The organism is Candidatus Chryseopegocella kryptomonas (genome assembly GCF_001536065.1).
GTDB classification, from domain to species: Bacteria; Bacteroidota; Ignavibacteria; order Kryptoniales; family Kryptoniaceae; genus Kryptonium; species Kryptonium kryptomonas.
In genome coordinates this window covers 18,395-44,542 of sequence record NZ_CZVW01000017.1, presented here as the reverse complement: position 1 = coordinate 44,542, position 26,148 = coordinate 18,395, and the positions used below count along the sequence as shown (strand labels likewise).

General features: G+C 36.6%; 30 protein-coding genes, 1 tRNA gene and 1 riboswitch. Of the genes, 18 read left to right on the top strand and 13 right to left on the bottom strand.

All coding sequences use genetic code 11. The annotated features are described in order from the left end of the window. Positions 1 to 8 precede the first annotated feature (8 nt). Genes AWW83_RS10040 through AWW83_RS07590 form a run of 6 tightly spaced genes read right to left on the bottom strand, consistent with a single transcriptional unit; the run spans position 9 to position 3,284 of the window. Complete coding sequence (locus tag AWW83_RS10040) at positions 9 to 344, bottom strand: co-chaperone GroES (RefSeq protein WP_092350521.1); 336 nt, start codon at positions 342 to 344, stop codon at positions 9 to 11. 33 nt (positions 345 to 377) lie between these two features. After that, complete coding sequence (locus tag AWW83_RS07610) at positions 378 to 626, bottom strand: glutaredoxin family protein (protein WP_420021894.1); 249 nt, start codon at positions 624 to 626, stop codon at positions 378 to 380. 5 nt (positions 627 to 631) lie between these two features. After that, complete coding sequence (locus AWW83_RS07605) at positions 632 to 1,993, bottom strand: CoA-disulfide reductase (protein WP_092350517.1); 1,362 nt, start codon at positions 1,991 to 1,993, stop codon at positions 632 to 634. 9 nt (positions 1,994 to 2,002) lie between these two features. Then, positions 2,003 to 2,677, bottom strand: coding sequence for a protein disulfide oxidoreductase (gene pdo, locus AWW83_RS07600; RefSeq protein ID WP_092350515.1), 675 nt, complete (start codon positions 2,675 to 2,677; stop codon positions 2,003 to 2,005). A gap of 17 nt (positions 2,678 to 2,694) precedes the next feature. Then, entirely contained in the window at positions 2,695 to 2,979 is a 285-nt protein-coding gene (locus tag AWW83_RS07595; protein WP_092350513.1) for an ArsR/SmtB family transcription factor, read from the bottom strand. 5 nt (positions 2,980 to 2,984) lie between these two features. After that, positions 2,985 to 3,284, bottom strand: coding sequence for an ArsR/SmtB family transcription factor (locus tag AWW83_RS07590; protein WP_092350511.1), 300 nt, complete (start codon positions 3,282 to 3,284; stop codon positions 2,985 to 2,987). 211 nt (positions 3,285 to 3,495) lie between these two features. On the opposite strand from AWW83_RS07590, the gene AWW83_RS07585 reads away from it, so the two are divergent. The 3 genes from AWW83_RS07585 to AWW83_RS07575 are packed head-to-tail and all read left to right on the top strand — an operon-like array spanning position 3,496 to position 6,206. After that, a complete protein-coding gene (locus AWW83_RS07585) occupies positions 3,496 to 4,194 on the top strand; it encodes a (Fe-S)-binding protein (protein ID WP_092350509.1) in 699 nt (232 codons plus the stop codon). Between the two features lie 18 nt (positions 4,195 to 4,212). Next, the gene (locus AWW83_RS07580; RefSeq protein ID WP_092350507.1) at positions 4,213 to 5,604 is read left to right on the top strand and encodes a LutB/LldF family L-lactate oxidation iron-sulfur protein; all 1,392 of its coding nucleotides are present in this window, start codon (positions 4,213 to 4,215) and stop codon (positions 5,602 to 5,604) included. Beyond that, positions 5,601 to 6,206, top strand: coding sequence for a LutC/YkgG family protein (locus AWW83_RS07575; RefSeq protein WP_092350505.1), 606 nt, complete (start codon positions 5,601 to 5,603; stop codon positions 6,204 to 6,206). Before AWW83_RS07580 ends, AWW83_RS07575 begins: the two co-directional genes overlap by 4 nt. Here AWW83_RS07575 and AWW83_RS07570 read toward each other — a convergent pair. Continuing rightward, positions 6,196 to 6,732: a CDP-alcohol phosphatidyltransferase family protein gene (locus tag AWW83_RS07570; RefSeq protein WP_092350503.1), complete on the bottom strand. Its 537-nt coding sequence runs from the start codon at positions 6,730 to 6,732 to the stop codon at positions 6,196 to 6,198. The genes AWW83_RS07575 and AWW83_RS07570 overlap by 11 nt on opposite strands. Before the next feature lie 13 nt (positions 6,733 to 6,745). Next, positions 6,746 to 8,101 (bottom strand): prenyltransferase, encoded by a 1,356-nt coding sequence (locus AWW83_RS07565; RefSeq protein WP_092350501.1) that lies wholly within the window; start codon positions 8,099 to 8,101, stop codon positions 6,746 to 6,748. 84 nt (positions 8,102 to 8,185) lie between these two features. Here AWW83_RS07565 and AWW83_RS07560 point away from each other — a divergent pair, with 84 nt between their 5' ends. The 12 genes from AWW83_RS07560 (at position 8,186) to AWW83_RS07505 (ending at position 19,342) form a co-directional block, all read left to right on the top strand. After that, positions 8,186 to 9,244 (top strand): MBL fold metallo-hydrolase, encoded by a 1,059-nt coding sequence (locus AWW83_RS07560; protein WP_159421144.1) that lies wholly within the window; start codon positions 8,186 to 8,188, stop codon positions 9,242 to 9,244. Between the two features lie 61 nt (positions 9,245 to 9,305). After that, positions 9,306 to 9,408, top strand: a riboswitch (TPP riboswitch). A gap of 144 nt (positions 9,409 to 9,552) precedes the next feature. Beyond that, positions 9,553 to 12,072 (top strand): TonB-dependent receptor, encoded by a 2,520-nt coding sequence (locus AWW83_RS07555; protein ID WP_092350497.1) that lies wholly within the window; start codon positions 9,553 to 9,555, stop codon positions 12,070 to 12,072. A gap of 68 nt (positions 12,073 to 12,140) precedes the next feature. Further along, positions 12,141 to 12,779 (top strand): thiamine diphosphokinase, encoded by a 639-nt coding sequence (locus AWW83_RS07550; RefSeq protein ID WP_159421143.1) that lies wholly within the window; start codon positions 12,141 to 12,143, stop codon positions 12,777 to 12,779. After that, positions 12,776 to 14,176 (top strand): sodium:solute symporter family protein, encoded by a 1,401-nt coding sequence (locus AWW83_RS07545; protein ID WP_092350493.1) that lies wholly within the window; start codon positions 12,776 to 12,778, stop codon positions 14,174 to 14,176. The genes AWW83_RS07550 and AWW83_RS07545 overlap by 4 nt, the downstream gene beginning before the upstream one ends. A 77-nt stretch (positions 14,177 to 14,253) precedes the next feature. Beyond that, a complete protein-coding gene (gene rplM, locus AWW83_RS07540) occupies positions 14,254 to 14,727 on the top strand; it encodes a 50S ribosomal protein L13 (RefSeq protein ID WP_092350491.1) in 474 nt (157 codons plus the stop codon). Positions 14,728 to 14,750: 23 nt separating this feature from the next. Further along, positions 14,751 to 15,143, top strand: coding sequence for a 30S ribosomal protein S9 (gene rpsI / locus AWW83_RS07535; RefSeq protein WP_092350488.1), 393 nt, complete (start codon positions 14,751 to 14,753; stop codon positions 15,141 to 15,143). 142 nt (positions 15,144 to 15,285) lie between these two features. Further along, the gene (gene rpsB, locus AWW83_RS07530; protein WP_092350486.1) at positions 15,286 to 16,008 is read left to right on the top strand and encodes a 30S ribosomal protein S2; all 723 of its coding nucleotides are present in this window, start codon (positions 15,286 to 15,288) and stop codon (positions 16,006 to 16,008) included. A gap of 24 nt (positions 16,009 to 16,032) precedes the next feature. Then, the gene (tsf, locus tag AWW83_RS07525; protein WP_092350484.1) at positions 16,033 to 16,638 is read left to right on the top strand and encodes a translation elongation factor Ts; all 606 of its coding nucleotides are present in this window, start codon (positions 16,033 to 16,035) and stop codon (positions 16,636 to 16,638) included. A 71-nt stretch (positions 16,639 to 16,709) separates the two neighbouring features. Further along, positions 16,710 to 17,450, top strand: a complete 741-nt coding sequence (gene pyrH / locus AWW83_RS07520; protein ID WP_092350482.1) for a UMP kinase — start codon at positions 16,710 to 16,712, stop codon at positions 17,448 to 17,450. Between the two features lie 22 nt (positions 17,451 to 17,472). Then, positions 17,473 to 18,045 carry a ribosome recycling factor gene (gene frr, locus AWW83_RS07515; RefSeq protein WP_200753998.1) on the top strand — a complete coding sequence of 191 codons (573 nt, stop codon included), beginning with the start codon at positions 17,473 to 17,475 and terminating at the stop codon, positions 18,043 to 18,045. A gap of 9 nt (positions 18,046 to 18,054) precedes the next feature. Further along, positions 18,055 to 18,624 (top strand): 5-formyltetrahydrofolate cyclo-ligase, encoded by a 570-nt coding sequence (locus AWW83_RS07510; protein WP_092350480.1) that lies wholly within the window; start codon positions 18,055 to 18,057, stop codon positions 18,622 to 18,624. Between the two features lie 67 nt (positions 18,625 to 18,691). Then, positions 18,692 to 19,342 carry a PspC domain-containing protein gene (locus AWW83_RS07505; RefSeq protein WP_234697277.1) on the top strand — a complete coding sequence of 217 codons (651 nt, stop codon included), beginning with the start codon at positions 18,692 to 18,694 and terminating at the stop codon, positions 19,340 to 19,342. 3 nt (positions 19,343 to 19,345) lie between these two features. Here AWW83_RS07505 and AWW83_RS07500 read toward each other — a convergent pair whose 3' ends face one another. From AWW83_RS07500 to pyrF, 5 genes are read right to left on the bottom strand one after another with little or no spacing between them, the layout of a single operon-like run. Then, entirely contained in the window at positions 19,346 to 20,770 is a 1,425-nt protein-coding gene (locus tag AWW83_RS07500; RefSeq protein ID WP_092350478.1) for an aldehyde dehydrogenase family protein, read from the bottom strand. A 21-nt stretch (positions 20,771 to 20,791) separates the two neighbouring features. Beyond that, entirely contained in the window at positions 20,792 to 22,489 is a 1,698-nt protein-coding gene (locus tag AWW83_RS07495) for a proline--tRNA ligase (protein ID WP_092350476.1), read from the bottom strand. Positions 22,490 to 22,515: 26 nt separating this feature from the next. Next, a complete protein-coding gene (locus AWW83_RS07490; protein ID WP_092350474.1) occupies positions 22,516 to 22,923 on the bottom strand; it encodes a DUF5618 family protein in 408 nt (135 codons plus the stop codon). Positions 22,924 to 22,982: 59 nt separating this feature from the next. Continuing rightward, the gene (locus tag AWW83_RS10145; RefSeq protein ID WP_268761462.1) at positions 22,983 to 23,114 is read right to left on the bottom strand and encodes a hypothetical protein; all 132 of its coding nucleotides are present in this window, start codon (positions 23,112 to 23,114) and stop codon (positions 22,983 to 22,985) included. Next, positions 23,111 to 23,920, bottom strand: coding sequence for an orotidine-5'-phosphate decarboxylase (gene pyrF / locus AWW83_RS07485; protein WP_092350472.1), 810 nt, complete (start codon positions 23,918 to 23,920; stop codon positions 23,111 to 23,113). The genes AWW83_RS10145 and pyrF overlap by 4 nt, the downstream gene beginning before the upstream one ends. Positions 23,921 to 24,052: 132 nt before the next feature. On the opposite strand from pyrF, the gene AWW83_RS07480 reads away from it, so the two are divergent. From AWW83_RS07480 to hpt, 3 genes are all read left to right on the top strand, one after another. Beyond that, positions 24,053 to 24,125: transfer RNA gene (locus AWW83_RS07480), tRNA-Met, on the top strand. Positions 24,126 to 24,196: 71 nt separating this feature from the next. Next, positions 24,197 to 25,597, top strand: coding sequence for a tRNA lysidine(34) synthetase TilS (tilS, locus tag AWW83_RS07475; protein WP_092350470.1), 1,401 nt, complete (start codon positions 24,197 to 24,199; stop codon positions 25,595 to 25,597). Then, positions 25,590 to 26,138, top strand: coding sequence for a hypoxanthine phosphoribosyltransferase (hpt, locus tag AWW83_RS07470; RefSeq protein WP_092350468.1), 549 nt, complete (start codon positions 25,590 to 25,592; stop codon positions 26,136 to 26,138). Before tilS ends, hpt begins: the two co-directional genes overlap by 8 nt. The last annotated feature ends 10 nt before the right edge of the window (positions 26,139 to 26,148 follow it).

Below are 26,148 nucleotides of genomic sequence, written 5' to 3'. Positions count from 1 at the left end.
ATTTATTACTATGGGCGGAGCAGGGAATGGTCAAATTGGAAAGTTTTTAATTGGCGGAGACGGTATGAGAATTTTACAAACAAAGAAAGAATTCCTTTTATGAAAATAACCTTTTTTTCTTTACCAGTCATTTCAATTTCTTCACCGCCATACTTTGCGAACAAAATTTTATCACCTTCTTTAACCTTTTCACGCAAATCTTCGTCTGTTCCAACTGCTATCACAATCCCAATTCTTGGTTTTTCTTTTGCAGTGTCGGGGATTATGATACCAGAACTTGTTCTTGATTCAACTTCTTCAAGCGGTTCAACAAGGACTCTGTCATCAAGTGGTTTTATCTTCATTTTTTCTCCTCAATTTGTTTTGTTTTTAATTTTTTATTTCAAACCAAGTAATTGGTCAATTTTTGCTCTATCAAATCCAACGACAGGTCTGTTGTTTATCAAAATAACTGGAACGCCTGTTTGTCCAGTAAGGCGTATCAAATCTTTAACTGCTCTCTGATCTCGGGTTACATCAACTTCTGTAAATTTTATCTTTTTCTGCATAAGATACTGCTTTGCTGCTCTGCACCATGGACAGGTTGGGGTTGTAAAGATTATAACTTTTGGTTGTTTTTGCTCCATCGTTTTCATTTTTTTATTTTCTTTTCAAGATCATTTGCAGCGATTAAAACTGGATCCCAAACTGGCGCAAAAGGTGGAGCATAACTTAAATCAAGTTGACCGATTTCATCAATTGTTAACTTCGCATGAAGAGCTGTTGCAAAAACATCAATTCTTTTCGCAACCCCATCTCTTCCAACCATCTCAGCTCCAAGCAATCGCCCAGTTTTTCTATCAGCAATAAGCTTAACCCTTATCTTGCTACCGCCGGGATAATAGTGAGCTCTTGAACCGTGCTCAATCACCGTAGAAACATAATCAAAACCCTCGGCTTTCGCCTGCTTTTCGGATAAACCAGTTCGTGCAACTTCAAGATCAAAAACTTTAAAAACCGCAGTTCCAACAATTCCTTTGAAGATAGCATTTCCACCAGCTGCATTTTCACCTGCAACTTTACCTTGTTTATTTGCCGTCGTTCCAAGCGGAATGTAAACCGGGCGATTCAATACGAGATGAAATGCCTCAGCACAATCGCCAGCTGAATAAATCCCCGATATGTTCGTCTCCATTCTTTGATTTACTGCGATTGCTCCCGTGCGCCCGATTTCAATTCCAGCTTCTTTCGCAATTTCAGAATTCGGTTTTATCCCTGCACCAATCAAAACAAGTTCAGCGTCAACAATTTCACCATTGCTCAATTTTGCCTTTCTGACATATCCATTCTCACCAATAAACTCATCAACAGAAGTTGACTTCAAAAGTTTTACACCATTTCTTTGAAGCTCCTGTTCAACAACCTCGTTTATCTCATCATCCATCGTCCCAAGTATGTTTGGCATTTGCTCAACTATTAAAACATCCATCCCAACCGAAACAAGAGATTCAGCCATTTCCATGCCGATATAACCTGCGCCAACAATTAATGCTTTCCTTGGGGAATTTTCTTTGATGAAACTTTTTATCTCAATTCCATCTTCAAGAAATCTTATCGTGAAAATTCCTTTCAAATCAACTCCTTTAACATTTGGTCTAACAGCACGTGCGCCAGTTGCGATTACAAGCTTGTCGTATTGAACTTCAAATTCTTTATCGTTTTCTAAATTTTTGACAAGTAAAGTTCTTTTCGCCGGAAAAATTTTCAATGCCTCGTGATGTGTGAAAACATCAATGTTTCTTTTCTCTTTGAAAAATTTTGCATCGTATACGACAAGATTTTCAGGTGCTTTAATTATATCCGAAACGAAATAAGGCAAACCACAGGAGCCGTATGACACGAACCCACTTTTTTCAAAAACAAGTATTTCAAGATCGGGTCTTAATCTTCTTGCCCTACTTGCTGCGCTCATGCCCGCAGCAACTCCTCCTATGACAACAAGTCGCTCTGTCATGTCAAGTGCTTAACTTTGTTCTTTAATCATTTCTTTTGTCTTTCTCGCTGCTTCAAGAACTTTATCAACATAATGTCTTTCCGGCAACGCCCCTTCAAAATAATAAATATCGTTCATCACAACTTTTGGAACACCCATAACCATATACTTTTCCGCAAGGTCTGGAAATTCTATGGCTTCAACCATATCCGCAGTTATTAAATCATTTTCCATCGCAAGCTGATGCGCAAGATGAACCGCACTCGGACAATACGGACATGTAGGCGTCACAAAAACCTGAATATGAACAGGAACATCAATCTCTTTTATCTTCTCAATGCTTCTTTGACTTAATCCAGATGTCCCTCTTGAAACCATTTCAATGTCCGAAAGTAGCGACGCAAATTCATAACCCGACGGAATTCCAAAATATCTTATCCCATAATCCTTTGTTTCACTTGCAATGACAGTTGCAGGAACTTTATCTATCTTGAATTCTGCAACTTTATCTTCATCAGTATAAAAGTTATAAATCTCAAGTTGAATCTTGTCCGAAAGCTCCGCAAGTTCTGTTAAAAGTTGTTTCGTCTCCCTACAATATTGACAATCAAGTTCCCTTGTGAAATGAATTAACCTAACCTTGTTCACAAGATTTTGTTCAAATCTTTTCCTCAATTCTTCCCTATCATCTGCGTCAAGAAACATAGCTTTTTCCTCCTTATTTAATTTTGTTTTTGAATTAGTTTCAAAATTTCAATTGCGATTGGATTTATAATTGAGTAATAAACCGTATTACCTTTTCTAACACTTTTGATGATGCCATTGTGCCTTAACACCGCAAGATGTTGGGACACAAGTGCCTGCGAAAGCCCGACCGCTCTCCATATCTGCGAAACCGTCTTATCCGAATCTATAAGCTCACCAATTATCTTCAACCTTATCGGATGCCCCAAAACCTTCAAAATCTCCGCTATGTTAACATAGTCGTTCATCTTATTTTTTGCCATAATTTTTAATCTTTTAACTTTTCACGCTCCAAAAGTTTCGCAATTTTTATCACAAGCGGATGAACAACTCTGTATCTTATATTTTGACCTTCTCGTTCAGCTCTGACAATGCCTTTTGCCCTCAAAATGGCAAGATGTTGCGAAATTTTCGGCTGTGGCTCACCAAGACAATCTTCAATATCGCTTACACACAATCCCTCACCAAGCAATCCACAAACAATCTTCAACCTCATCGGATGTCCAAGAATTTTAAATATCTCCGCTTCCTCTTCAAAACTTATGTTCTTTGCTTTCTTTATGTCCATATTCAAACATTCAAATATCTTTATATTGCAATACAAATATAATAAATTTTTTCGTCTTTGTCAAGAGACACTTTGACAGACAAACATCATTTAAACGCAAAAAACCAATGACTATTAAAAACTTTTAAAACCACGAAATTTGCTCAACTTGAAAAAATGACATTTTAAATTTATTTTTACTTTGTGTTAAACTTAAACATTGTAATCGCAAATGAAAATTGGCTTGTTTATACCCTGTTATATTGATCAGATTTATCCACAGGTTGGAGTTGCAACGGTTAAAATTTTAAAAAAATTGGGCGTTAAATTTGATTATCCCTTAAATCAAACCTGCTGTGGTCAGCCCGCATTCAACACTGGATACTGGGAAGAAGCAAAAACAATTGCAGAAAACTTTAAAAATATATTTTCCGATTTTGATTATATCGTCTCTCCATCTGGCTCTTGCACAAGTATGGTAAAAAATTTTTATCCAGAGATTTTACAAGATTCAAATGATTGGGAAAATAAAACTTTTGAATTGAGCGATTTTCTTGTAAATGTTCTCGGCGTTGATTCAACAGGTGCTGAATTTCCACACACAGTCGCATATCACGATTCTTGCCACGCTTTGAGAGAGCTTGGGATTAAAAACGAGCCAAGATTACTTTTAAGAAATGTCAAGAAATTAAAACTCGTTGAAATTGAAAACTCCGAAGATTGTTGCGGATTTGGTGGAACTTTCTCTGTTAAGTTTCCTGAAATATCAACCGAGATGGTAAAAGATAAAGTCAAAAGCATAGTCAACTCTGGTGCTGAATTTGTCACATCAACCGATTCAAGCTGTCTTATGCATATTTTTGGCTATGCAAAGAGAAAAAATTTCAAAGTCAAAATAATCCATATCGCTGAAATTCTCGCAAACTTTTAAAAAAATTTATTTTTCAAAATGAATTATACTCCGCAAAAATTTTCAATAAACGCCAAAAGAGCTCTTGAAAACGAAAAATTACGAGCGAACTTAACACGTGCAATCAAACACACGCTCACCAAAAGAACCGAAGTCGTATCTGAATTATCAAATTGGGAAGAATTACGCCAACTTGCACACGATATAAAGAAACACACGATTGAAAACCTCGGCTATTATCTTGAACTTTTTGAAAAAAGAGCAATTGAGAATGGGATAAATGTCTTGTGGGCAAAAGATGGAAATGAAGCGAGGGAATTTGTAATTGAAATTGCTAAAAAAGCAAAAGCAAAATTATGTGTTAAGTCAAAATCAATGGTGACAGAAGAAATTGGGTTAAGAGAATTCCTTGAAGAAAACGGAATTGAAACTGTTGAAACAGACCTTGGCGAATTCATCGTTCAACTTGCAAATGAAATGCCATCGCACATAACAGCTCCAGCAATGCATAAATCCAGAGATGAAATTGGGGAACTTTTTGCTGAAAAACTTGGAGTTGAATTGACGACAGAACCCGAAAAATTAACTGCGATAGCCAGAAAAATTTTGAGAGAAAAATTTTTAAATGCAGACATTGGAATATCGGGTGCGAATTTTCTCGTTGCTGAAACAGGTTCAATCGTTATAGTTGAAAACGAAGGAAATGCTGGTCTTACAACAACTCTTCCAAAAATTCACATTGCAATCGCTGGGATAGAAAAAGTTATACCACGACTTGTTGACTTGACGATTTTTTTCAAAATTCTTGGACGAAGTGCGACCGCACAGAGATTTACAAGTTATGTTTCAATTATAAACTCACCAAGAAAAAACAAACCAGATTCACCGGAAGAAATTTACATAATTTTACTTGACAACGGGCGAACGGAACTTTTAAAGTCGGAAAAATTAAAACCAGCACTTTACTGCATAAAATGTGGCGCTTGTATGCTTGCCTGCCCAGTTTATCAAAGAGTAGGTGGGCACACATACGGTTCAATCTATCCTGGACCAATTGGTTCTGTTCTCACTCCAACGATGTTCGGTTTCAACGAAGCGAAAGTTTTACCGTTTGCTTCATCTCTATGTGGCAGATGTTATGAAATTTGCCCCGTCAAAATTGAAATTCATCACATTTTGCTATGGTTGAGACATGAAGCTGTTCAAAAAAATTTAACATCAAAACTTGAAAAAATTGTTTTCAAACTTTGGACAATATCAATGCGAAATGTCAAGTTATATGAACTTGGTGCGTCGCTAATGAGATTTGTTTCAAAAATTGGTTTACAACCAAAATTTAAAAACTGGACGAAAACGCGCGATTTCCCTCAACTTGCTGAAAAATCTTTCAGAGAAATTTGGCGTAAAGAACTAAAAAACGATTTCAAATGAATTCAAGAGAACAAATACTCAAACTTTTGAAACAGCATCAAACTAATAAAACTCCATTGCCGAAAATTGATACAACAGCATTGCTTAATGTTAATCTCGTTGAGAAATTTAAATTTGAATTTGAAAGGGTCGGCGGGATTTTCATAAAAACGGCGTTTAATAGAATTTTTGATGAGATTTCAAAAATCATAACAACGGAAAATTTGAGAAAAATTTACGCTGAAAATTTTGACAACGAAATTAACGCTATCATAAAAAATCTTCAGGTTGACGAAATCATCACTCAACCACACTCATACAGACAAATTTCAATCGTTGATGCGTCAATAACCTCGTGCGATTTTTTAATTGCTGAAACTGGAACGATTGTTTTCATACACAGAGATGAAAAATTTAAAAGTGCGGTTTTGCTTCCGCGCGTTCATATTATCATAGCAAAGGAGAAACAAATTGTTGGGACGCTTGAAGAAGTTTTTTCAATTTCTGGTGGAAATTTTGACTCCATATTTTTGATAACTGGACCAAGCAGAACCGCAGACATAGAAAAAGTCATAGTTCAGGGTGTGCACGGACCTCAAAAAGTTTATCTTATCATCGTTTGAACAGCGCTTTCATTCCGTTGAGAAATTCCGGTAGTGTATGCTTTGGAAACCTTGGCCAGGTGACGATAACAACAAACGCAATCCAGACGATTAAAAGCATCCCATAAGTTGGTGCATATTTTAAAGCATTCAAAATCATCAGTCCATACGGAGGCGCCTGCAATCCCCAAGCAAGATGTTCTGATTTGAAATAAAGAAGAAGTAAAGCACTTAACAAAATATATCCAAGCCCAATCCACATTGGAATTAAATCTGAAAATGTCAAAAACAACCAGCAACCCAAAGCAACCGTAACATCAGCGGTTAAATCATGTCTTCCGATCCATGTTTGAACTTTTCTCGGATCAAGCCGTGAAATTGGTCCATCAAGTAAATCAGTAACCCATGCGATCCAGAGCAAAGTTGATGCGCTTGCCACACCCTGCGTTGTTTCATAAACAGAAAAATGAATAATGTAAAGCCCAAGAAAGAATCTTAAACTTGTCAAAAGGTCCGCTGCAAATTTTAAACTTAATGTGATTCGCATTTTGAAATAGAAATTAAGTTAAGAATTTTTCAATTATCAAACCTATGATGAGAAGCACTGAGAAATAAAGTTGAAGTTTTGCCGTTAAAAGGTCAAGAAATGTAAAATTAACAAGCGCTTGATTAAAGGACACCTTTATATTTTTAATTGCAACAGGCAAACTAATAAGTGCAAGCAACCCAGAAAAAGGCAATAAACCTCTAAAAGCAAAGTAAAGGATGAGAAGATAAGCAAATAAAACAAGCAAAGCGTAATAATAACTTGATGCTTTCACACCAATTAAACCAGCAAAAGTTTTATAACCTGCCTCAAAATCTTCTTTTATGTCCCTGAAATTATTTCCGTGTAAAATAGCAGTCGTCAAAAGTCCAATTGGAATTGAAAGAACGACAGGCAACCAAGAAAACTCTCTCGTTTGAATATAATAAACACCTGCTGTCATAATTGGACCAAATGCTAAAAACACAGCAAGGTCTCCAAGAGATCTGTATTTAAATCCAAGAGGAGGTGCTGTGTAAAACACACCGAGAATTAAACCCGGAATTATGAAGTATAAAATTTTGTAGTCAATTTCAAAAACAAAATAAAGTCCAATCGCAAGCGAAATTAGAAGAAGTGCGATTCCAAGCGCAAGATGATGTTTTGGTTTCATCAAGCCATCAACGAGGACACGACTTGAACCTAAAACTCGCCATGTATCCGCTCCTCTTATGTAATCAAAATAATCGCTCAAAACATTAACCGCAGAATGAGCAAGCAAAAGCCCAAAGAAAACAAGAATGAACAAAGGAATTGAAATAGATGGACTTATAAATGTCCCAAGCAAAACAGGAGCAATAGTTGCAGGAAATGCAAAAGGTCTAATTGCCCTGTAAGCAACTTTCCAGAAACTATATTTTGTCTTCAATTCGGTTTGAAAAACTTTTAAAACTTCATCCGTCACCTCAATCTCCGCTCTTGGTTTCCATTCCTCTGTAAAATCTGAAATGTAAAGTTTTGTTGGTCTTATTCTGAACAATGTGACACCCGGGATTTTTTTCGCATAGACAACAAGTTCAATTGCTTTTCTGAAAATTATGCTTCGCTCTGGTCTTTCCGTTATATCTCCAAGTTTTTCGGCAATTCCCTCACCTTGAATAAATCTATCCGGAACGCCGTGTTCAATCACAAAAAACACATGTGGATTTTCAATTACATTTTGATAGTTTCTTCCTTTTTCAAGCGCAACATAAATGTAGCCATCTTCTTCACCGAAATAAACTTTCCCCGCCCAAACTCCGTTTTTACCGTTACTCACAAGGGTTAGCGTCTTATTTTCCTCAAAAACTTTTTTAGCAGTTTTAAGATATGGTTTGTATTTCTCAATCATATCGGGCTTGATATTTTGTTTGGGAACTCATTTAAATTTAGCAATGTCTCAAAAATAAAACAACCAACAAAAAACAAGATGAAGATGATGCTAATTACTGCAATTTTCCCGATATTGCTTGGAATCTTTAGCATAGACGAAAATAAAATAAATCGTTTAAAAACCGAATACGGAAGCATAAACATAAACGGGAAGTTTTACAACCTTGATCCAAATTTCAAACGTGGGAAATTCTCTGTGGCATTTCCATTCATAGTGAAAAGAATTTTTGAGATGTTATTCGGTGGCGGAGATGAAAGAAGGATGTGTAAATTTGAATTTGATAAATTTGACAGGAGAATTTACGATAAAAGAAATCCATCAAACAAGATAACTTGGATTGGACACTCAACTTTTCTTGTCCAGATGGATGGTGTTAATTTCATAACTGACCCAATTTTCAGTGCTAAGGCAGGTCCTTTCGGGAATAAAATTGGCTCAAAAAGATATACGCCTCCGCCCTTTGAAATTGAAAATCTTCCAAAAATTGACTTCATCATAATTTCACACAATCACTATGACCATCTTGATATAACGACGCTGAAAAAGATACACACTTTGAATCCCGATGTAAAAATTTTTGTTCCGTTGAAAGTTAAAAAACTTCTTGAACGAGAAGGACTTGGCGAAAATACGGTTGAACTTGATTGGTGGGATGAGGTTGAATTTAAAGGTTTGCGGATAATTTTTACGCCGACGCAACATTTCTCCGGTCGTTGGATAAACGATTCAAATGAGACACTTTGGGGTGGATATGTGATAATCGGGACCAAAAAATTTTATTTTGCGGGTGATACGGGATATTTCTTTGGTTTCAAATTGATCGGCGATGTATTTGGTCCAATTGATGTTGTCTGCCTTCCAATAGGTGCATACGAGCCAGCTGAGATGATGAGACCTGTTCATATGAATCCAGATGAAGCGGTAAAAGCCTATCTTGATTTGCGTGGCAAAATTTTCTGCGCAATGCACTGGGGAACATTTGATCTTTCAGATGAGAAATGTGATGAGCCACCGAAAAAATTGTTAAGTTATGTTGACAGTTTAAAACTTGATAAAGAGAACTTCAAAGTTTTCAAGCACGGTGAAACGATTGAATGGTAAATTTGTTTTTTAATCTCACGGGCGTTAAATTTTAAATGCAAAATTTCGTTCTTTAACTTTTTGCGACCCGTGGGGGTGCTTCCCGGGATCTCGGGAGGCTGAGATTATACCCCTTGAACCTGATCTGGGTAATGCCAGCGTAGGGAAACGGGTCGGCGACTACAGAATTTCTGTTAAGCCGTTTTTCCCTATGCTGATTTCTCTGTGGAAAAACGGCTTTTTTGTTCTCTTCTTAATCCCTCCCGACCTTCCCTCACCCCCACGGGCTTGAATCTCAATCCCAAAAAATAAAAAACGGAGGTAAAAACATGCTTAAAAAATTAGTTTTGACTCTATCGCTTGTTTCAATTCTATTCTTAAATTTGCTCTCACAAAGCAAAATCAAAGGTTATGTTTTTGACGCAGAAACAGATAAACCGCTTCCGGGGACGAATGTTTATATAGAAAATTTAAAACTTGGCTCAGCGACTGATCAAAATGGATATTTTGAGATAAACAATGTCCCAGCTGGAAAAATAAATGTTGTAGCAAGCTTTGTTGGTTATGAAAAGCAAAAAAAACAAATTGATTTAAGCCCGGGTGAAGAAATAAATTTGAATTTCTATCTCAAACCGACTGCTTTGCCTTCACAAACAATCGTTGTAACTGCACTTATTGCAAGTGAAAGAGAATCACCTGTTGTCTTTTCAAATCTTGATAAACAGCAGATAAAAGATTTTTACACAACCCAAGATGTCCCAATCCTACTTTCTGAACTCCCCTCGGTTTTATCATATTCATGGTCTGGAAACGGAATTGGATATAATTACTTAAACATTCGTGGATTTGATCAAAGGCGAATTTCTGTTCTTGTAAATGGAATACCTCAAAATGATCCAGAGGATCACGGCGTTTACTGGCTTGATATGCCCGACCTTCTTGCAAGTTCCAACGCTGTGCAAATTCAACGGGGCGCTGGAAGTGCATTCTACGGACCTCCCGCTATCGGTGGTTCTGTTAACATCATAACTTCAAACTTTTCACTTGAACCAAAAATTTCACTTTTTACAGGTTACGGAAGTTACAACACAAAAAAACATTCCATAGCAATCAATTCTGGCTTGATCGCAAACAGATATTCACTTTACAGCCGTCTCTCATACATAGCAACAGACGGTTATAGAGAAAAATCATGGGCTAAATTCCCATCATACTTTTTCAGTGCAATTAGATACGACGACAATATGACGACGCAGATAAATCTCTACGGTGGTCCGTTTGAAGATCACCTCGTATATCGTGGAATTCCAAAGGAATGGGTGAAAGACAAAACAAAAAGAAGAGCAAACCTGAACTATATGGATGTGACGACAAGAGATGATGAGATTGAAAATTTCAGTCAGCCACATTATGAACTTTTGCACGAATGGAGATTTGGAGAGAACCTAACACTTAACAATACTTTGTTTTATATTCGTGGTGTTGGTTTCTGGGATATGGATGCTTCTTGGGGAGATACAGTTTATTTTCGTTTATCAAAGCCATATGCAGAAAAATTTAACTTTGCTATTCCATCTGAAAACCCTGGCGAAGCAATCGCAAGATATTTCATTGACCTAAACCAGTATGGATGGCTACCGAGATTAACCCTCAAACATCAAAATGGCGAACTAACGATTGGGGCTGAATTCAGAATCCATAGAGGATTTCATTGGGGCAAAATCGTCTGGGCTCAAAACCTGCCAAAAGGTTTGCCAAGTGATTACAGATTTTATGAGTATAAGGGCGCAAAAGATATTATTTCGTTTTATATCCACGAATTCTGGCGTCTGAAACAAAATTTAAGATTGATGGCAAGTTTGCAGTTTGTTTATAACAGATACAGGGTTTACGATGAGAAAGAATTTTATGACTATGACACTGGTAAATGGGTAAGCAATGAATTTTCAGTGCCGTATTACTTTTTGAATCCAAAAATTGGGATAAGTTATGATTTAACGCAGAACATAAACATATTTGGAAGTTTCTCAATCACAAATCGTGAGCCAAGCAGAAGAGATTTATACGATGCAAGCGATGGACATTGGTATCCATGGGGGAAAAGACCGAATTTTGAAGTTAAACCAGATGGAACTTTTGATTTCACGAAGCCACTTGTAAAACCAGAGCGTCTTTTTGACCTTGAACTTGGCGCTGGATATTTTAGCGATGATTACAAATTCACAGCGAACTTTTATTATATGGACTTTAGAAATGAACTCGTCAAAAGCGGACAATTAAATATCTTCGGTGATCCAATCATTGGAAATGCTGAAAGAACAAGACATCTTGGAGTTGAATTAACAGCGGAGATTAAAAATTTGTTAATAAATGGACTTGAATTCACTGGAAATGCAACGATAAGCAGAAACAGAATAGTCAAACACGGTGAATATGTCTGGAAAAATCCATATACAGGAGAAAGTTATTCAACTCCGCAGAGAATTTCGCTTGATGGGAAGAAGATTGCAGGATTTCCAGATTACATTGGCTCGGCGAGGGTAAGTTATAGAAATTATGGATTTTTGATTTCACTTCTCGGGAAATATGTTGGTGAATTTTACACAGATAATTTTAATCTCGTCCCATCAAACAATGTCGCAAGGAAAGATAGAAAAGTTGATGCTTATACTGTTTTTGATCTAACCATTGCATATAGATTTGAAAAGATTCTGGGCTTGAAAAACATTGAGTTGAAGTTGCAGGTAAATAATCTCTTCAACGCACTTTATGCTGGTTCTGGAGTTGGGGATGATTTTTATCCTGGTGCAGAGAGAAATTACTTTGTAAGTATTGGGTTTGACCTTTAAATTATATAGGGGGTGATTGATTTCACCCCCTTCTTTTTCCCACGATTTTCCAGAAAATTGAGGTCGTCTTGAAATCTCTTTTAATCTGCAATGGCAATGTCCCGAAAGCGAAATTTTTGCGAAGTATCATCAAAAATTATGATGCGATCGCTTGTGCCGATGGTGGTGCAAACATAGCATTCAAATTCAGAATTTTGCCCGATTTTATCATCGGCGATCTTGATTCAATAAAGCAGGATGTTAAAAAATTTTTTGAGCGTAAAAATGTCAAGATAATTCACGACACAGATCAAGATAGCACTGATATAGAAAAATCCGTAAAGTTTCTTTTATCTCGGGGATTTACTCAAATTGATATTGCCTCCGCAATTGGCGACAGAATTGACCATAACCTTGGGAATTTAAGTGTGCTTGTAAATTTCTATGCAAAAGCAAAGTTGAAAATTATTGACGAAACAATGGAGATATTTTTCACGAAAGATAAAATAACTTTTAAAACAAACAAAGGTGATTCAATTTCACTCATACCGCTTGGATTAAAAGCAGATGGAGTCAAAACGAAAGGTTTGAAATTTAAACTTAACAACGAGACATTAATTTTCAGCGGTAGAGGTGTGAGCAATGTTGCAATGGGAAAACGAGTTTCAATTGAAATTAAAAGAGGTGGATTGTTTGTGATTAGAAAAATAACTTCGCCTGAATTATGAGAGCAAATCTTGCGATAGAGGACATAATTTTAATAGTTCTTTACTTTGCGAGCGTTCTTTTCATTGGATTTAGAGCAAAGAAAAAAGATAATGACGCAGTTGAAGAGTATCTCCTTGCTGGCAGAAGCATAACGCTTCCGATGTTTGTTGCGACGCTTGTTTCAACTTGGTATGGTGGAATTCTCGGTGTTGGAGAATTTACATACAAGTATGGAATCTCGGTGTGGCTTGTGTTTGGGTTACCTTATTACATCTTTGGAGCATTGTTTGCTTTTCTTCTTGCGGAGAAAGTTCGCAAATCAAAACTTTTCACTATTCCAGATCGTCTTGCACAGGTCTATGATAAAAAAACCTCGTTTCTCGGAACGATTCTCACATTAATCCTTGTAACGCCAGCACCTTACTTTTTGATGCTTGGTGTTTTATTCCAGATGATATTCAATCTTGATTTAAAATTGAGCATAGTTTTAAGCACGATTTTATCCGTAAGTTATCTTTTCGCTGGTGGATTTAGATCAGATGTTTACACAGATATTTTTGAGTTCTTTTTGATGTTTGCTGGTTTCGGTTTGATAATTCCTTTTGCGAGTGCAAAATTTGGTGGGATTGATTTTTTGCTTTCAAATCTGCCAGATCAAGCGTTGAGTTTAACGGGTGGAAATTCAATTCAATATATAATTGCATGGTTTTTGATTGCGATATGGACGCTCGTTGATCCGGGATTTTATCAGCGATGTTATGCAGCAAAAGATGGGAAGACCGCAAAATATGGGATTTTAATAGCAATTTTATTTTGGATGATTTTTGATTTTATGACTATGACCGCTGGTCTTTACGCAAGAGCAATTTTACCAAATCTTGATCAACCAATTATGGCTTATCCATCGCTTGCGGAAGTTGTTTTGCCAAAGGTTGCCAAAGGTTTATTTTACATCGGGATGCTCGCAACGATTATGTCAACACTTAACACATTAACATTTATATCTGCTGTTACGATTGGAAATGATATAATCTGGAAATTAAAAAAGACACATAACAACGAAGCAAAGATAAATTTTTACACAAGGATTGGACTTTTGATAACCTTGATAACATCAATTCTTTTTGCGATATATTTTCCGTCCGTGGTTGACCTGTGGTATATAATTGGGACATTGACAATTCCGGGGCTTTTGATTCCTGTCATCACAACATATTTTGAAAATTTGACACCGACGCCAAGAGTTGCTTTTCTGACGATGCTTTCGGGTTTTTTGTTTTCGCTTCTTTCGTTTGTTCTTGGTTATATTTTCAAATCATCAGATGGGACGCCATCATATCCATTTGGTCTTGAGCCGATGTTTCCGGGGCTTTTAGCATCACTTTTGGTTTATATTGCTGGAAAATTGCGGGAGTGAAAAAAATTTGTTTTTTAAAGCCGAAAATGTTATTTTTACAAACAAAAAATTGAAAATTTAAAGGCAGGTTTCCTGATATGGCTCGTCTTGATGTAATTGCAAATAAGACATATTCACCAAAGAAAGAAGAAGTTCTCAATCAGAGGAAATGGTATCTGATTGATGCAGAAGGACAAACGCTTGGTAGATTGGCAAGCAACATAGCCAGAATTTTAAGAGGAAAGCATAAGCCCATTTTTTCACCGCATGTTGATTGTGGGGACTTTGTCGTAGTTATAAACGCTGAAAAAATCAAAGTCACAGGAAAGAAAGAGGAGAAAAAATTATATTTCAGCCACTCTGGGTATCCGGGTGGAGAAAAATTTGAAAGTTTGAAAGACCTTCTCAAGAGAAAGCCGGAATGGGTTCTCTGGCATGCGGTTAAACTTATGTTGCCCAAAAATCGCCTTGCGAGAAGAATAATTCGCAAACTTAAAATTTACGCTGGTCCAAACCATCCACATCAAGCGCAAAAGCCTGAACCAATTCCGGAAGAATTGCTTTTAAAGTAAAACAAAATTGGACTTAAACGACAATGGCTGTAATTTCATATGATGCGGTTGGAAGAAGAAAAACATCAGTTGCAAGAGTGCGACTTATCCCGGGAACTGGGAAAATCACCGTGAATAAGAGAGATTTTGAAAACTATTTCCCTATTGAAGCACACAGAGTTGATATACTTCAACCATTCGTTGTGACAAATACACTTGGGCAATTTGATGTTATAGCGAGAGTTGAAGGCGGTGGTTTAACAGGTCAAGCTGGTGCAATTCGGCTTGGGATAGCAAGAGCTCTTTTAAAAGTTGATGAGACATATAGAAAAATTTTGCGTCAATATGGACTTTTGACAAGAGATCCACGTATGGTTGAACGCAAGAAATACGGTCAACCAAAAGCGAGAAAAAGATTCCAATTCTCAAAGAGATAATTTTTCTATCACACATACTCTCCGAGTCCCGTGTAAAATCGGGATAATCTTCGCAAGGGTGTTCGGGTCATTTAACCCGAATCTTGCGAAGATGTGAGGAGAGTAGAGGTTAAACCAAAACTAAAACGGAGGAGAAATTTTTATGCCAAGAGTAGAACTTCAGCAACTGCTTGAAGCGGGAGTCCATTTTGGACATTTAACACGCAGATGGAATCCAAAGATGAAGCCGTTCATTTTTATGGAAAAGAACGGCATTCACATCATTGATTTGAAAAAGACGCAAGAATATCTTGACATCGCCTGTGAAGAGGTTAAGAAAATAGTTTTGCAGGGGAAGCAAATTCTTTATGTTGGAACTAAAAAGCAAGCGAAGGAAATCATAAGAACTGAAGCCGAAAGAGCTGGGATGCCGTATGTGATTGAAAGATGGCTTGGTGGAACTTTGACGAATTTTGTGACTATAAGAAAAAGTGTTAAGAAGCTTCAAAACATTGAAAAAATGGAAGCAGATGGAACGATTGATGAATTGACGAAAAAAGAGAGATTGAAAATTTTGCGTGAGAAAGAAAAGTATCAGAAAATCCTTGGTGGCATAAGAGATATGACGACGCTTCCAGGAGCTGTTTACATCGTTGATATAAAGAAAGAGCATATTGCTGTATCCGAAGCAAGAAAATTAAATATACCTGTCTTCGCAATGCTTGATACAAATTGCGACCCTGACCTTGTTGATTACCCAATTCCAGCAAACGATGATGCAATTAAATCAATTCAACTTATAACACGTGTTTTCACGGATGCTATCCTTGAAGCAAAAGCAGTTCTTGAATCTGAAAAATCATTAGTTGAAGCTGAAAGAAAATAAAAACAAAATTTAAAGGTCGTAAAAATGGAAATAACTCTTGAACAAATAAAAACACTTCGTGAGAAAACGGGCGCTGGCGTAATGGATTGCAAAAAAGCACTTATGGAGACAAATGGAGATATTGAAAAAGCTATAGAATATCTCCGCAAGAAAGGCGCATCTGTTCTTGAAAAACACGCAAATAGAGAGACAAAACAAGGATTAATTGAAGCTTACATTCACGCTGGTGGAAGAGTTGGGGCAATTGTTGAAATAAATTGTGAAACTGATTTCGTCGCCAGAACAGATGAGTTCAAACAGTTAGCTCGTGATATAGCAATGCAGATAACGGCGATGAACCCAAAAGTTGTGAGCAGAGAACAACTTCCAGAAGAGGTTGTGAAAAAAGAATTTGAAATTTATAAAGAACAGGCACTTGCTGAAGGTAAACCCGAGGAGATTGCAGAAAAAATAGCGCAAGGCAAACTTGAAAAGTTCTTTGAGGAAGTATGCTTGCTTGATCAACCATTTATCAAAGATCAGGGCAAGACGATAAGAGATTTAATTCACGAAGCAGCTGCTAAATTTGGAGAGAACATCGTCATAAGAAGATTTGTAAGATATTACCTTGGGGAGGATATTGAAAAGTAAAAGAAAAAGGTCTCAGGTTTCTGAGACCTTTTTTTATATTCTGACGAAATAAAACAAAAACTTGCAATAAAATGAACCAGCCAATTTATAAGAGAATTCTTCTTAAAGTCAGTGGGGAAGCTTTGATGGGAGAGCGTGGCTATGGGATTGACCCAGTTGTTTTGAACAGGTTTGCGGATGAAATAAAAGAAGTTCATGAGCTTGGGGTTCAAATCGGAATTGTCATAGGCGGGGGAAACATTTACAGGGGTGTTGATGCCGTGGCTGAAGGAATTGACAAAGTCGTCGGCGATCAAATGGGAATGCTTGCAACAGTTATAAATGCGCTTGCTTTGCAAAGTGTTCTTGAGAAAAAAGGCGTGATGACACGACTTCAAACCGCAATCGTTATGGAACAAATCGCAGAACCATTCATAAGAAGAAGAGCCATAAGACATCTTGAAAAAGGAAGAGTTGTGATCTTCGCAGCTGGAACGGGAAATCCGTATTTTACGACGGATACAGCAGCTGCTTTGAGAGCAATTGAAATAAAAGCAGATGTGATTTTAAAAGGCACAAGAGTTGATGGCATTTATGATTCAGACCCTGAAAAAAATCCTCTTGCGGTTAAATTTGAGCAAATATCTTATCTTGATGTCTTAAAGCTTGATTTGAAAGTTATGGACTTAACAGCGATAACATTGTGTCGGGAAAACAATCTCCCGATAATCGTCTTTAATATGAATGTCCCGGGAAATTTGAAAAGAATAATTCTCGGCGAAAATGTAGGAACAAAGGTTGTCCATTCAAGCGAAGTTTTATCAAATAGATAAAAAACAAAATGGTTTTAAAACTATGACAGTGCCATCAACAATCCCGGAAATACTCAAAGATGCAGAAGAAAGAATGAAAAAATCAGTTGAGATAACAAGACAAGAATTAGCAAGAATCAGAACTGGCAAGGCAACGACAGCTTTGCTTGACGGAATAAAAGTTGATTACTACGGACAGCATTTACCAATTAACAAAGTCGCCACCGTAAGCGTCCCCGATCCACATACTTTAACTGTGACCCCGTGGGACAAATCACTTATTCCTGTGATTGAAAAAGCCATATTAAGCTCTGACCTCGGTCTTAATCCGACAAATGACGGGAATGTGATAAGAATTCCAATTCCTCCACTTACAGAGGAAAGAAGAAGAGAAATTGTAAAACTTGTCAAAAAATTTGGAGAAGAAGGCAAAATTGCAATTAGGAATGTGCGAAGGGATGCGAATGAGCATTTGAGACGCATTGAAAAAGAACAACATATTTCCGAAGATGAGAGAAAAAGAGCTGAAGATCAAGTTCAAAAGTTAACAGATAAATACATAAAAGAAATTGACCTTCTTTTGGAGCAAAAAGAGAAAGAGATAATGAGCTTTTAACATCGTTCAATGAATCCAGAGAAAGAAGCAATAAGACAAAAGATTTTATCACTCCGAAATTCACTTTCACCCGAAGAAGCAAAGAAAAGAAGCAAACTTATTTTCCAAAACCTAAAAAAATTATCCGTATTTGAGAAAGCCCAAACAATTCACACTTATGTTTCTTCAAAGAAAAACGAAGTTGACACAATTGAAATCATAAACTATCTTTTTTCAATCAACAAAAAAGTGGTCGTCCCCGTCGTTGACAGGATAAATAAAATTCTCATTCATTCTGAATTAAAAAATTTAAGCGAGTTAAAAGAATCTACATTCGGAATTCTTGAACCCGTGGAGATAAGAAAAGTTGAGATTGAAGAAATTGACATCGTTCTTGTTCCTGCAATCGCAGTTGATAGATTTGGAAATCGCATCGGTTTTGGCGGTGGATATTATGATAAATTTTTAAGTCAAGTGAAATGCCCAAAAGTTGCCCTTGTATATGATTTTCAAGTTGTTGAGAAAATAAATCCATCGCCGGGTGATGTCCCTGTTGATTTTATCATAACAGAAAGTGAAATTATAGAGGTTAGAGAATGAAACACAAGCGAGTTAATTTCGTATTAAAGTTTGCGAACCTATTTGAAAAACAAAACCGAATTGAGGAATGAAACGGCTTTATAAATCAAGAGAAAATAGGATAATTGATGGCGTCTGCGGTGGAATCGCAGAATATCTTGGCATTGACCCGGCGATCGTAAGAGTTATCTTTGTTCTTTTGTTTTTTATGGGTGGAGTGGGACTTTTGCTTTACATAGCCGGAATGTTGATAATTCCGCCAAATCCAGAACATAGAAAAGCAGAAGAAACACAAACAAAGCCCACGTCTGGTAAAGGGATACTTTTCATACTTGGTTTATTGCTTATTCTCATCGGGGTTGGATTGTTATTAGAAAATTTTGGTTTTGCATTTTGGCACTTTTTGAAATCTGCTTTTAGTTATCTTCTGCCAGCTCTATTTATCGCAATAGGGTTATTTTTGATAATTTCATACTTCACTAAAAAGTCGGAAATTTTGAAGGAGATAAAAACTGAATCAGAAGAAACAAAATCAGAAACAGGGGAACAGGTGAAGCGTTTATTTAGATCAAAGAAAAACAGAATGATATTTGGCGTCTGCGGTGGGCTTGGTGAATATCTTAACACAGATCCAACGGTCATTAGAATCCTTTGGGTTATACTTGCAATTTCTTCGCTTGGGATAGCGATCCTGCTTTATCTCATAATGGCGATAATTGTTCCAGAAGAGCCTGCTTGATGCTCAAACAAAATTTAAAACCATAAGTTTTAACTCTGTCATTTCCTCAATCGCATATCTTAAACCTTCTCTTCCGAAACCGCTATCTTTTACTCCACCATAAGGCATGTGGTCAATTCTATAAGTTGGGTAATCGTTTATTATCACCCCGCCAACTTCAATTTTTTCAAAAGCATAAAAGATTTTTCTATAATCCGTGGTAAAAACACCCGCTTGAAGACCGTATTTTGAATTGTTAACTTTTTCAATTGCTTCCTCAAAAGAATCGTATTTTTCAAGCGTGACAACGGGAGCGAAAACCTCCTGACAACTTACTTTCATATCTGGCTTGACATCAACGAGTATCGTTGGCTCGTAAAAAGTCCCGTTTCTTTTTCCACCTATTAGAATTTTAGCTCCACTTTGAACTGCTTCATTGACCCAGTTTTCTGTTTTAATTGCTGCGTTTTCGTCAACCATCGGTCCAACTATTGTATCTGGCTCAAATGGGTTTCCAACTTTTAATTTTTTCGTTTCATCAATAAATTTTCTCTCAAATTCATCATAAATTTCTTTGTTGACATAAATTCTTTGAACTGCTATGCACGATTGCCCTGCCTGACCAAAAGACCCGAGAGCGATTCTTTTGACAGCGTAATCAAGATTTGCATCTGGTTCAACGACCACAGCTGCGTTTCCACCAAGTTCAAGTGTGACTCTTTTCTTCCCAGCGATATTTTTTAATCTCCAACCGACATCACCGCTACCTGTGAATGTAACCATTTTAATTCTTTCATCTCTTACGAGAAGTTCAATTTCATCTGCTTTACAAGGCACAAGGTTAAATCCGCCAGCTGGATATCCAGATTTCTCAATTATCTCCGTAAGCATTACACTTACAATTGGAGCTTGTGAGGATGGTTTCAAAATTATTGAATTCCCACTTGCAATAGCTGGCGCAACTTTATGGGCGACAAGATTGAGCGGAAAATTAAACGGAGTTATAGCAAGTATAACACCGATTGGAAATCTTCTGACAAGTCCGAATCTTCTTTCAGAGTGTGAAGCGAGGTCAAGTGGGATGATTTCGCCGTTAATTCTTTTTGCTTCTTCACTTGCAATTTTAAATGTAAAAATTGCTCTATCAACTTCTGCACGAGAAAATAAAATCGGCTTACCCATCTCTTTCGTTATCATCTGGCTGAATTCCTCACGGCGTCGTGCTATCTCATTTGAAATAAATTCAAGTATTTCAGCCCTGCGATAAGATGGAAGTTTTCTCGTCTCCTCAAATCCTTTCTGAGCTGAAATCACAGCATCTTCAAGGTCGTCAGGTGAAGCAAGGTAAACTTCCCCAACAATTTCGCCATTAAATGGACTTTTGACCTGTAATTTTCTTGGTGAGGTTCTCCACTCGCCGTTGATGAAAAATTTATATTCCGGGACCATGGCTGTTAAATGTTAAGTTTTTTATAATTCAAGCATCTCTTTCACTTTTGAGACAACATCTTCAATTCCAACGAGAATTCTTTCACCTGTTTTTCTGACTTTGATTTCAACCCGATTATTTTTCAAATTTCTCTCGCTTACAATAACCTGCAATGGCATACCAAGTAAATCAGCGTCTTTGAACTTAAACCCAGGGCTTACATCAACTCTATCATCGTAAATAACTTCTATCTTTTCAGAGTTGAATTTCTCATAAAGTTTATCAGCTGTCCAGACAACATCGGGATTTTCTGTATTGACCGAAATTAAATGAACATGAAACGGGGCTATCGCTTTATCCCAAATTATTCCATTCTCGTCGTGATTTTGCTCAATGTGGCAGGCAATTATCCTTTCAACGCCGATCCCATAACTTCCCATTATGATTGGTTTCTCCTGACCATTTTCATCAAGAAAAGTCGCTTTCATTGCTTCGGAATACTTTGTCCCAAGCTTGAAAATATGACCTATTTCAATAGCGTTTACAATTCTCAAAGGCGAGCCACAATTAATGCAGGGTTCTCCCTCTTCAACCTTTCTCAAATCAAAATATCCATCAACTTTAACATCTCTTTCCATATCAATGTTGGCAATGTGATAATCATCTTTGTTTGCACCACTTATCAAATTATTTGCTCCTTTTAGGCGATTATCCGCAATGATTTTGAAATTTTTCAATCCAATTGGACCAATTGAACCTGCGTTTGCACCTGTTAATTTTTTAAGTTCTTCCGGCTCCATAGGTGCGATCTCTCCACCGCCGAGTGCCTTCAAAAGTTTGGCTTCAACAAGTTGATCGTTGCCAAGCATTAAAATTAAAACCGGTTGACCATTATGTTTATAAACAAGCGACTTCGCAAGTATTTCAGTTGATACATTCAAAAATTCAGCAAGTTCGTTTATCGTTCTGACATTTGGAGTGTAAATTTCTTCAAGCGGTTTGCTTTCGGGATACCTTTTCGCAGGTGGAACATTTGATTGTGCTATTTCGGTATTTGCTGCATACCCACAATTATCGCAAATAACAACTGTATCTTCGCCATAAGGCGATTCAACCATAAATTCTTCTGATGCGGAGCCACCCATTGCCCCAGTTGATGCACCAACGATGAAAAATTTCAAACCACATCTTGTGTAAATTTTTATATACGCCTGTTTGTGAAGTTCGTAAGATCTATCAAGCCCTTCCCATGATGCATCCAAACTATATGAATCCTTCATTATGAATTGTCTACCTCTTATAACTCCGCTTCTTGGTCTTGGTTCATTTCTGAATTTTGTTTGAATTTGATACCAGATTTGAGGTAAATCTTTGTATGATTTTATGTGATGTTTTGCTATGTGGCATATAACCTCTTCGTGTGTTGGAGCTAAAACCAATGGTCTATTTTTCAACTGAAAAATCACATCTCCAAAATCTCGCAATCTTCCCGTTTCTTCCCAGAGTTCAACTGGATTTAGCGCAGGAAGATGAAACTCCTGCCCGCCGATTGCGTCCATTTCCTCACGAATTATTTGCATAACTTTTTTTGCAACTCTCCATCCAAGTGGCAAGAAAGAATACACGCCTGCTGCAAGCGGTCGGACAAGCCCAGCTCTTATCATAAGTTTATGACTTGGCATAATTGCATCTGATGGATCTTCCTTCAAAGTCGGCACAAAGCCAGTGGATAATCTCATTACGGAATTTATCTTTTGTTTTTAAATTATCTTTCCTCTGCCATTCTTATGATCTCCTCCGCAACTTCAAGACCATCTGACACAACACTAACTCTATTTGTTCCATCATAATAACCAGAAAGATGAAGTATGTTATACGCAGCATTAAAATAATCAAGCATTTTTTTGTTCAATTTACCAAGTTCACGTCGGTAATCCTCAACGCTTTTTCTTCCTTTCTTTTTTATTTCTCTGCCCTTTTTAAGCAAATATCCATCAACAGCCAGAAGCACAGCGCTATACGCAATTCCACAAGCCATCTTAACATATTTGACATCGCGATAGAAACCATCTTCAACTCTTGAATTTTTCAAAACATTTTTCGCATTTGCAAGATATCTTCTCGCTTCACGAATGTAATGCTCAAAATCATTATTTCTCGTTCCCTTCGCCATAATGCGAAAAACAAAAATTTTTAAAATTTTACTCAATCAAATTGAAAAAATCAAACTGCTCAACCAATTTTCGTCTGTAGATACCAAACAATGTAAAGAAGCGCAAGCGTGAAAATAATGTAAAGTATGTAAACGAAGTTTGAAAAGAATTCTTTAAACAAGTTCCAGATTTCAGCAAATGATTGTCTCATAACCTTTCAACAATTTTGTTTATTTTATCTCTAAATTCAATCGCTTTCAAACGAACTTTTTGTTTAAAATCTCCCGAGTCGGACGCATAAATTATCTCACGACCGACATTTATCAAGCAAATTTTATCTCTGTTGATTCCATATCTCAAAGCAATTTCAAGATCTCCCTTTTGCACTCCTATGCCCGGAATTAAAAATAATTTTTCGTCTGACAAATTCCGAACAAGTGAAATATCCTCTCCCCTTGTTGCACCAACGACAAAACCGACATTTGCAAATTTTTCGCCCAAAAACTTTTCCGCAATTATTTGAAACAAAAATTTATCGCCACATCTTAGATACTGAAAGTCAAAAGCACCTTGATTTGAACTTAACACAACAACAAAAACAAATTTATCATCAAATTGAATAAACGGCTCAATCGTTTCAACTCCAAAATAAGGATTGAAAGTAACCGCGTCAGCTCCAAATTCAACGAAAACGCTTTGGGCATACATCTCAACGCTTGAAGTTATATCACCTCGCTTTGCATCAAGTATAACTGGAATTTCATCAGGTATATTTTCAATTGTTTTCTTCAAAATTTCAAAACCACGCGCTCCAAGAGCCTCATAAAACGCTGAATTAAGTTTATAGGCACAGACGACATCATAAGTTGTTTCAATTATACTGCAGTTGAACTCAAGAATTGATTTTTTCTCCCTTGGGAATATATGCGGTAGTTTATTCAAATTCGGGTCAAGCCCTATGCAAAGCAGAGAGTTGTTTTTTGAAATACACTTTTTTAGTTTATCAAGAAATCTCATAATTCAAATTCGCAATTTATCAAGAGCAAATTCACTTTTAAAAATTTAATACATTGCGATTGAAAATCAAATTTCCAAAGTTTGATTTTTTCATGTCAGATTTGTATATTTTTAATGAATTCAAATACCTGTGGCGGGTTAGCTCAGGTGGTAGAGCAGCGGAATCATAATCCGCGTGTCGGGGGTTCGAGTCCCTCACCCGCTACTAATTTAAAACCTTTCAGTCCCGAGCGTGGCTGGAAGGTTTTTTTGTATAAAGACATAAACTAAAACCTTATGGTAAAGGACTTCATAAATCGCTTCCGTGAATTCACTCAAAAAAACAACCTTATAAATCCCGGCGATAAAATAGTTGTTGCAGTAAGTGGTGGAGTTGATTCAATTGTCTTACTTGATGTCTTAAATGAGATTAAAAATCAACTCAAACTTGAACTCATTGTAGCACACTTTAATCATAAATTAAGAGGCGCTGAATCCGACGAGGATGAAAATTTTGTCAGAAAATTTTCAGCAGAACTGGGGATTGATTGTTATGTCCGAAGCGAAAACACAAAAGAATATTGCAAAGCAAAAAAAATCTCAATTCAAGAGGGAGCTCGCGAGTTAAGATATAACTTTTTTGAAACATTGAGATTGTTAAAGGGCTTTGATAAAATAGCAACTGCTCATAACGCAAATGATAATGCAGAAACCGTTCTTTTAAATCTTTTCCGCGGTTCAGGTGTAAATGGACTTGCCGGAATTCAAATTAAAAGAGGAAGCATCATAAGACCTCTTCTTTTTGCAACGCGAGATGAAATTGAAGAATATGCAAACGAGAAAGGTCTCTCTTATAGAATTGACTCATCAAATTTAAAAACATCATATCGCCGAAATTACATCCGACTTAAACTTTTGCCATTGATAAGCGAAAATATAAACCCGGGAATAATTGAAACATTAAACAGAACTGCGCAGATATTTTCTGAACTAAGCGAGTTTATACGACACGAGGTTTCAAAAATAATTAAATTCGTGGCAATAGAAGAAAGCCCCGGAAAGGTATTCGTTGATATACAAAGATTGAAAAGTTATCTTTATTTCATTCAGGAAAGTGTGATAATTTCAATTGCCGAAACATTCTTTAATGAAAGAATTGATTTCGCAAGAGTTCTATCAATTTTAAATTTGATTGATTCAACACCCGGAAGTTCTGTGATGATCTCAGGTGATTTGTTTGTTTACAGAGATAGACAACATCTTGTATTTTTACGCAAGCCGGAATTTTTTGAGACCGAGATATTTTTATATGTTCATCCCGGAGAAAAATATGAAACTGATTCATTCGTTTTCTCGTCTGAATTTGTCAAAAGAGAAGATGTTCAGTTCCATCGCGATTCACAGGTTGAATATATTGACGCCGATTTAATTGCCGATGAACTTATTTTGAGAAACTGGCAACCCGGAGATTGGTTTGTCCCACTCGGTATGAAAGGCAGGAAAAAGATAAGCGATTTTTTAATTGATCTTAAAATTCCAATTTACGAGAAAAGAAAAATCCTTGTTCTTGAATCCGAAGGTAAAATCGTATGGGTTTGCGGTCTGCGACTTGATGATAGATTTAAAATAACAGATTCAACAAGTAAAATTTTGAAAATTGAATTTCATCCAAAACAAATTTCGCGGATAAATGAGTGATGTAGTTTACATCAACGGAGAAAGATTCAAAATTTTAATTCCAGAAGAAAAAATAAAAGAAAGAGTCAAGGAACTTGGTGAACAAATAAGTCGTGATTATCAAGGTAGTGTTCCAATTTTTATAGGCGTTTTAAATGGCTCGGTTATATTTTTTGCAGATTTAATTCGTGAGGTGAAAATTGATTGCGAAGTTGACTTTCTCAAACTATCAAGTTATGGAGATGAAAAAATTTCATCAGGACATGTAAAACTTCTCAAAGATCTTGACTGTCAGGTTACGGGCAGAGATATAATCGTGGTTGAAGATATAATTGACTCGGGACTTTCAATCAAATTCATCAAAAACTTAATTATGCTCAAAAACCCGAAATCTTTAAGGATAGTTACATTGTTATATAAAAAGAACAGAGTTCAGATTGATTTCAAAATTGATTATATTGGTTTTGAGATAGGAGATGAGTTCGTGATTGGCTACGGGCTTGACTATGCGCAGAAAGGAAGGAATTTGAAAGGAATTTATGTGATTGATACACAAAAATAAACTTGTTGAG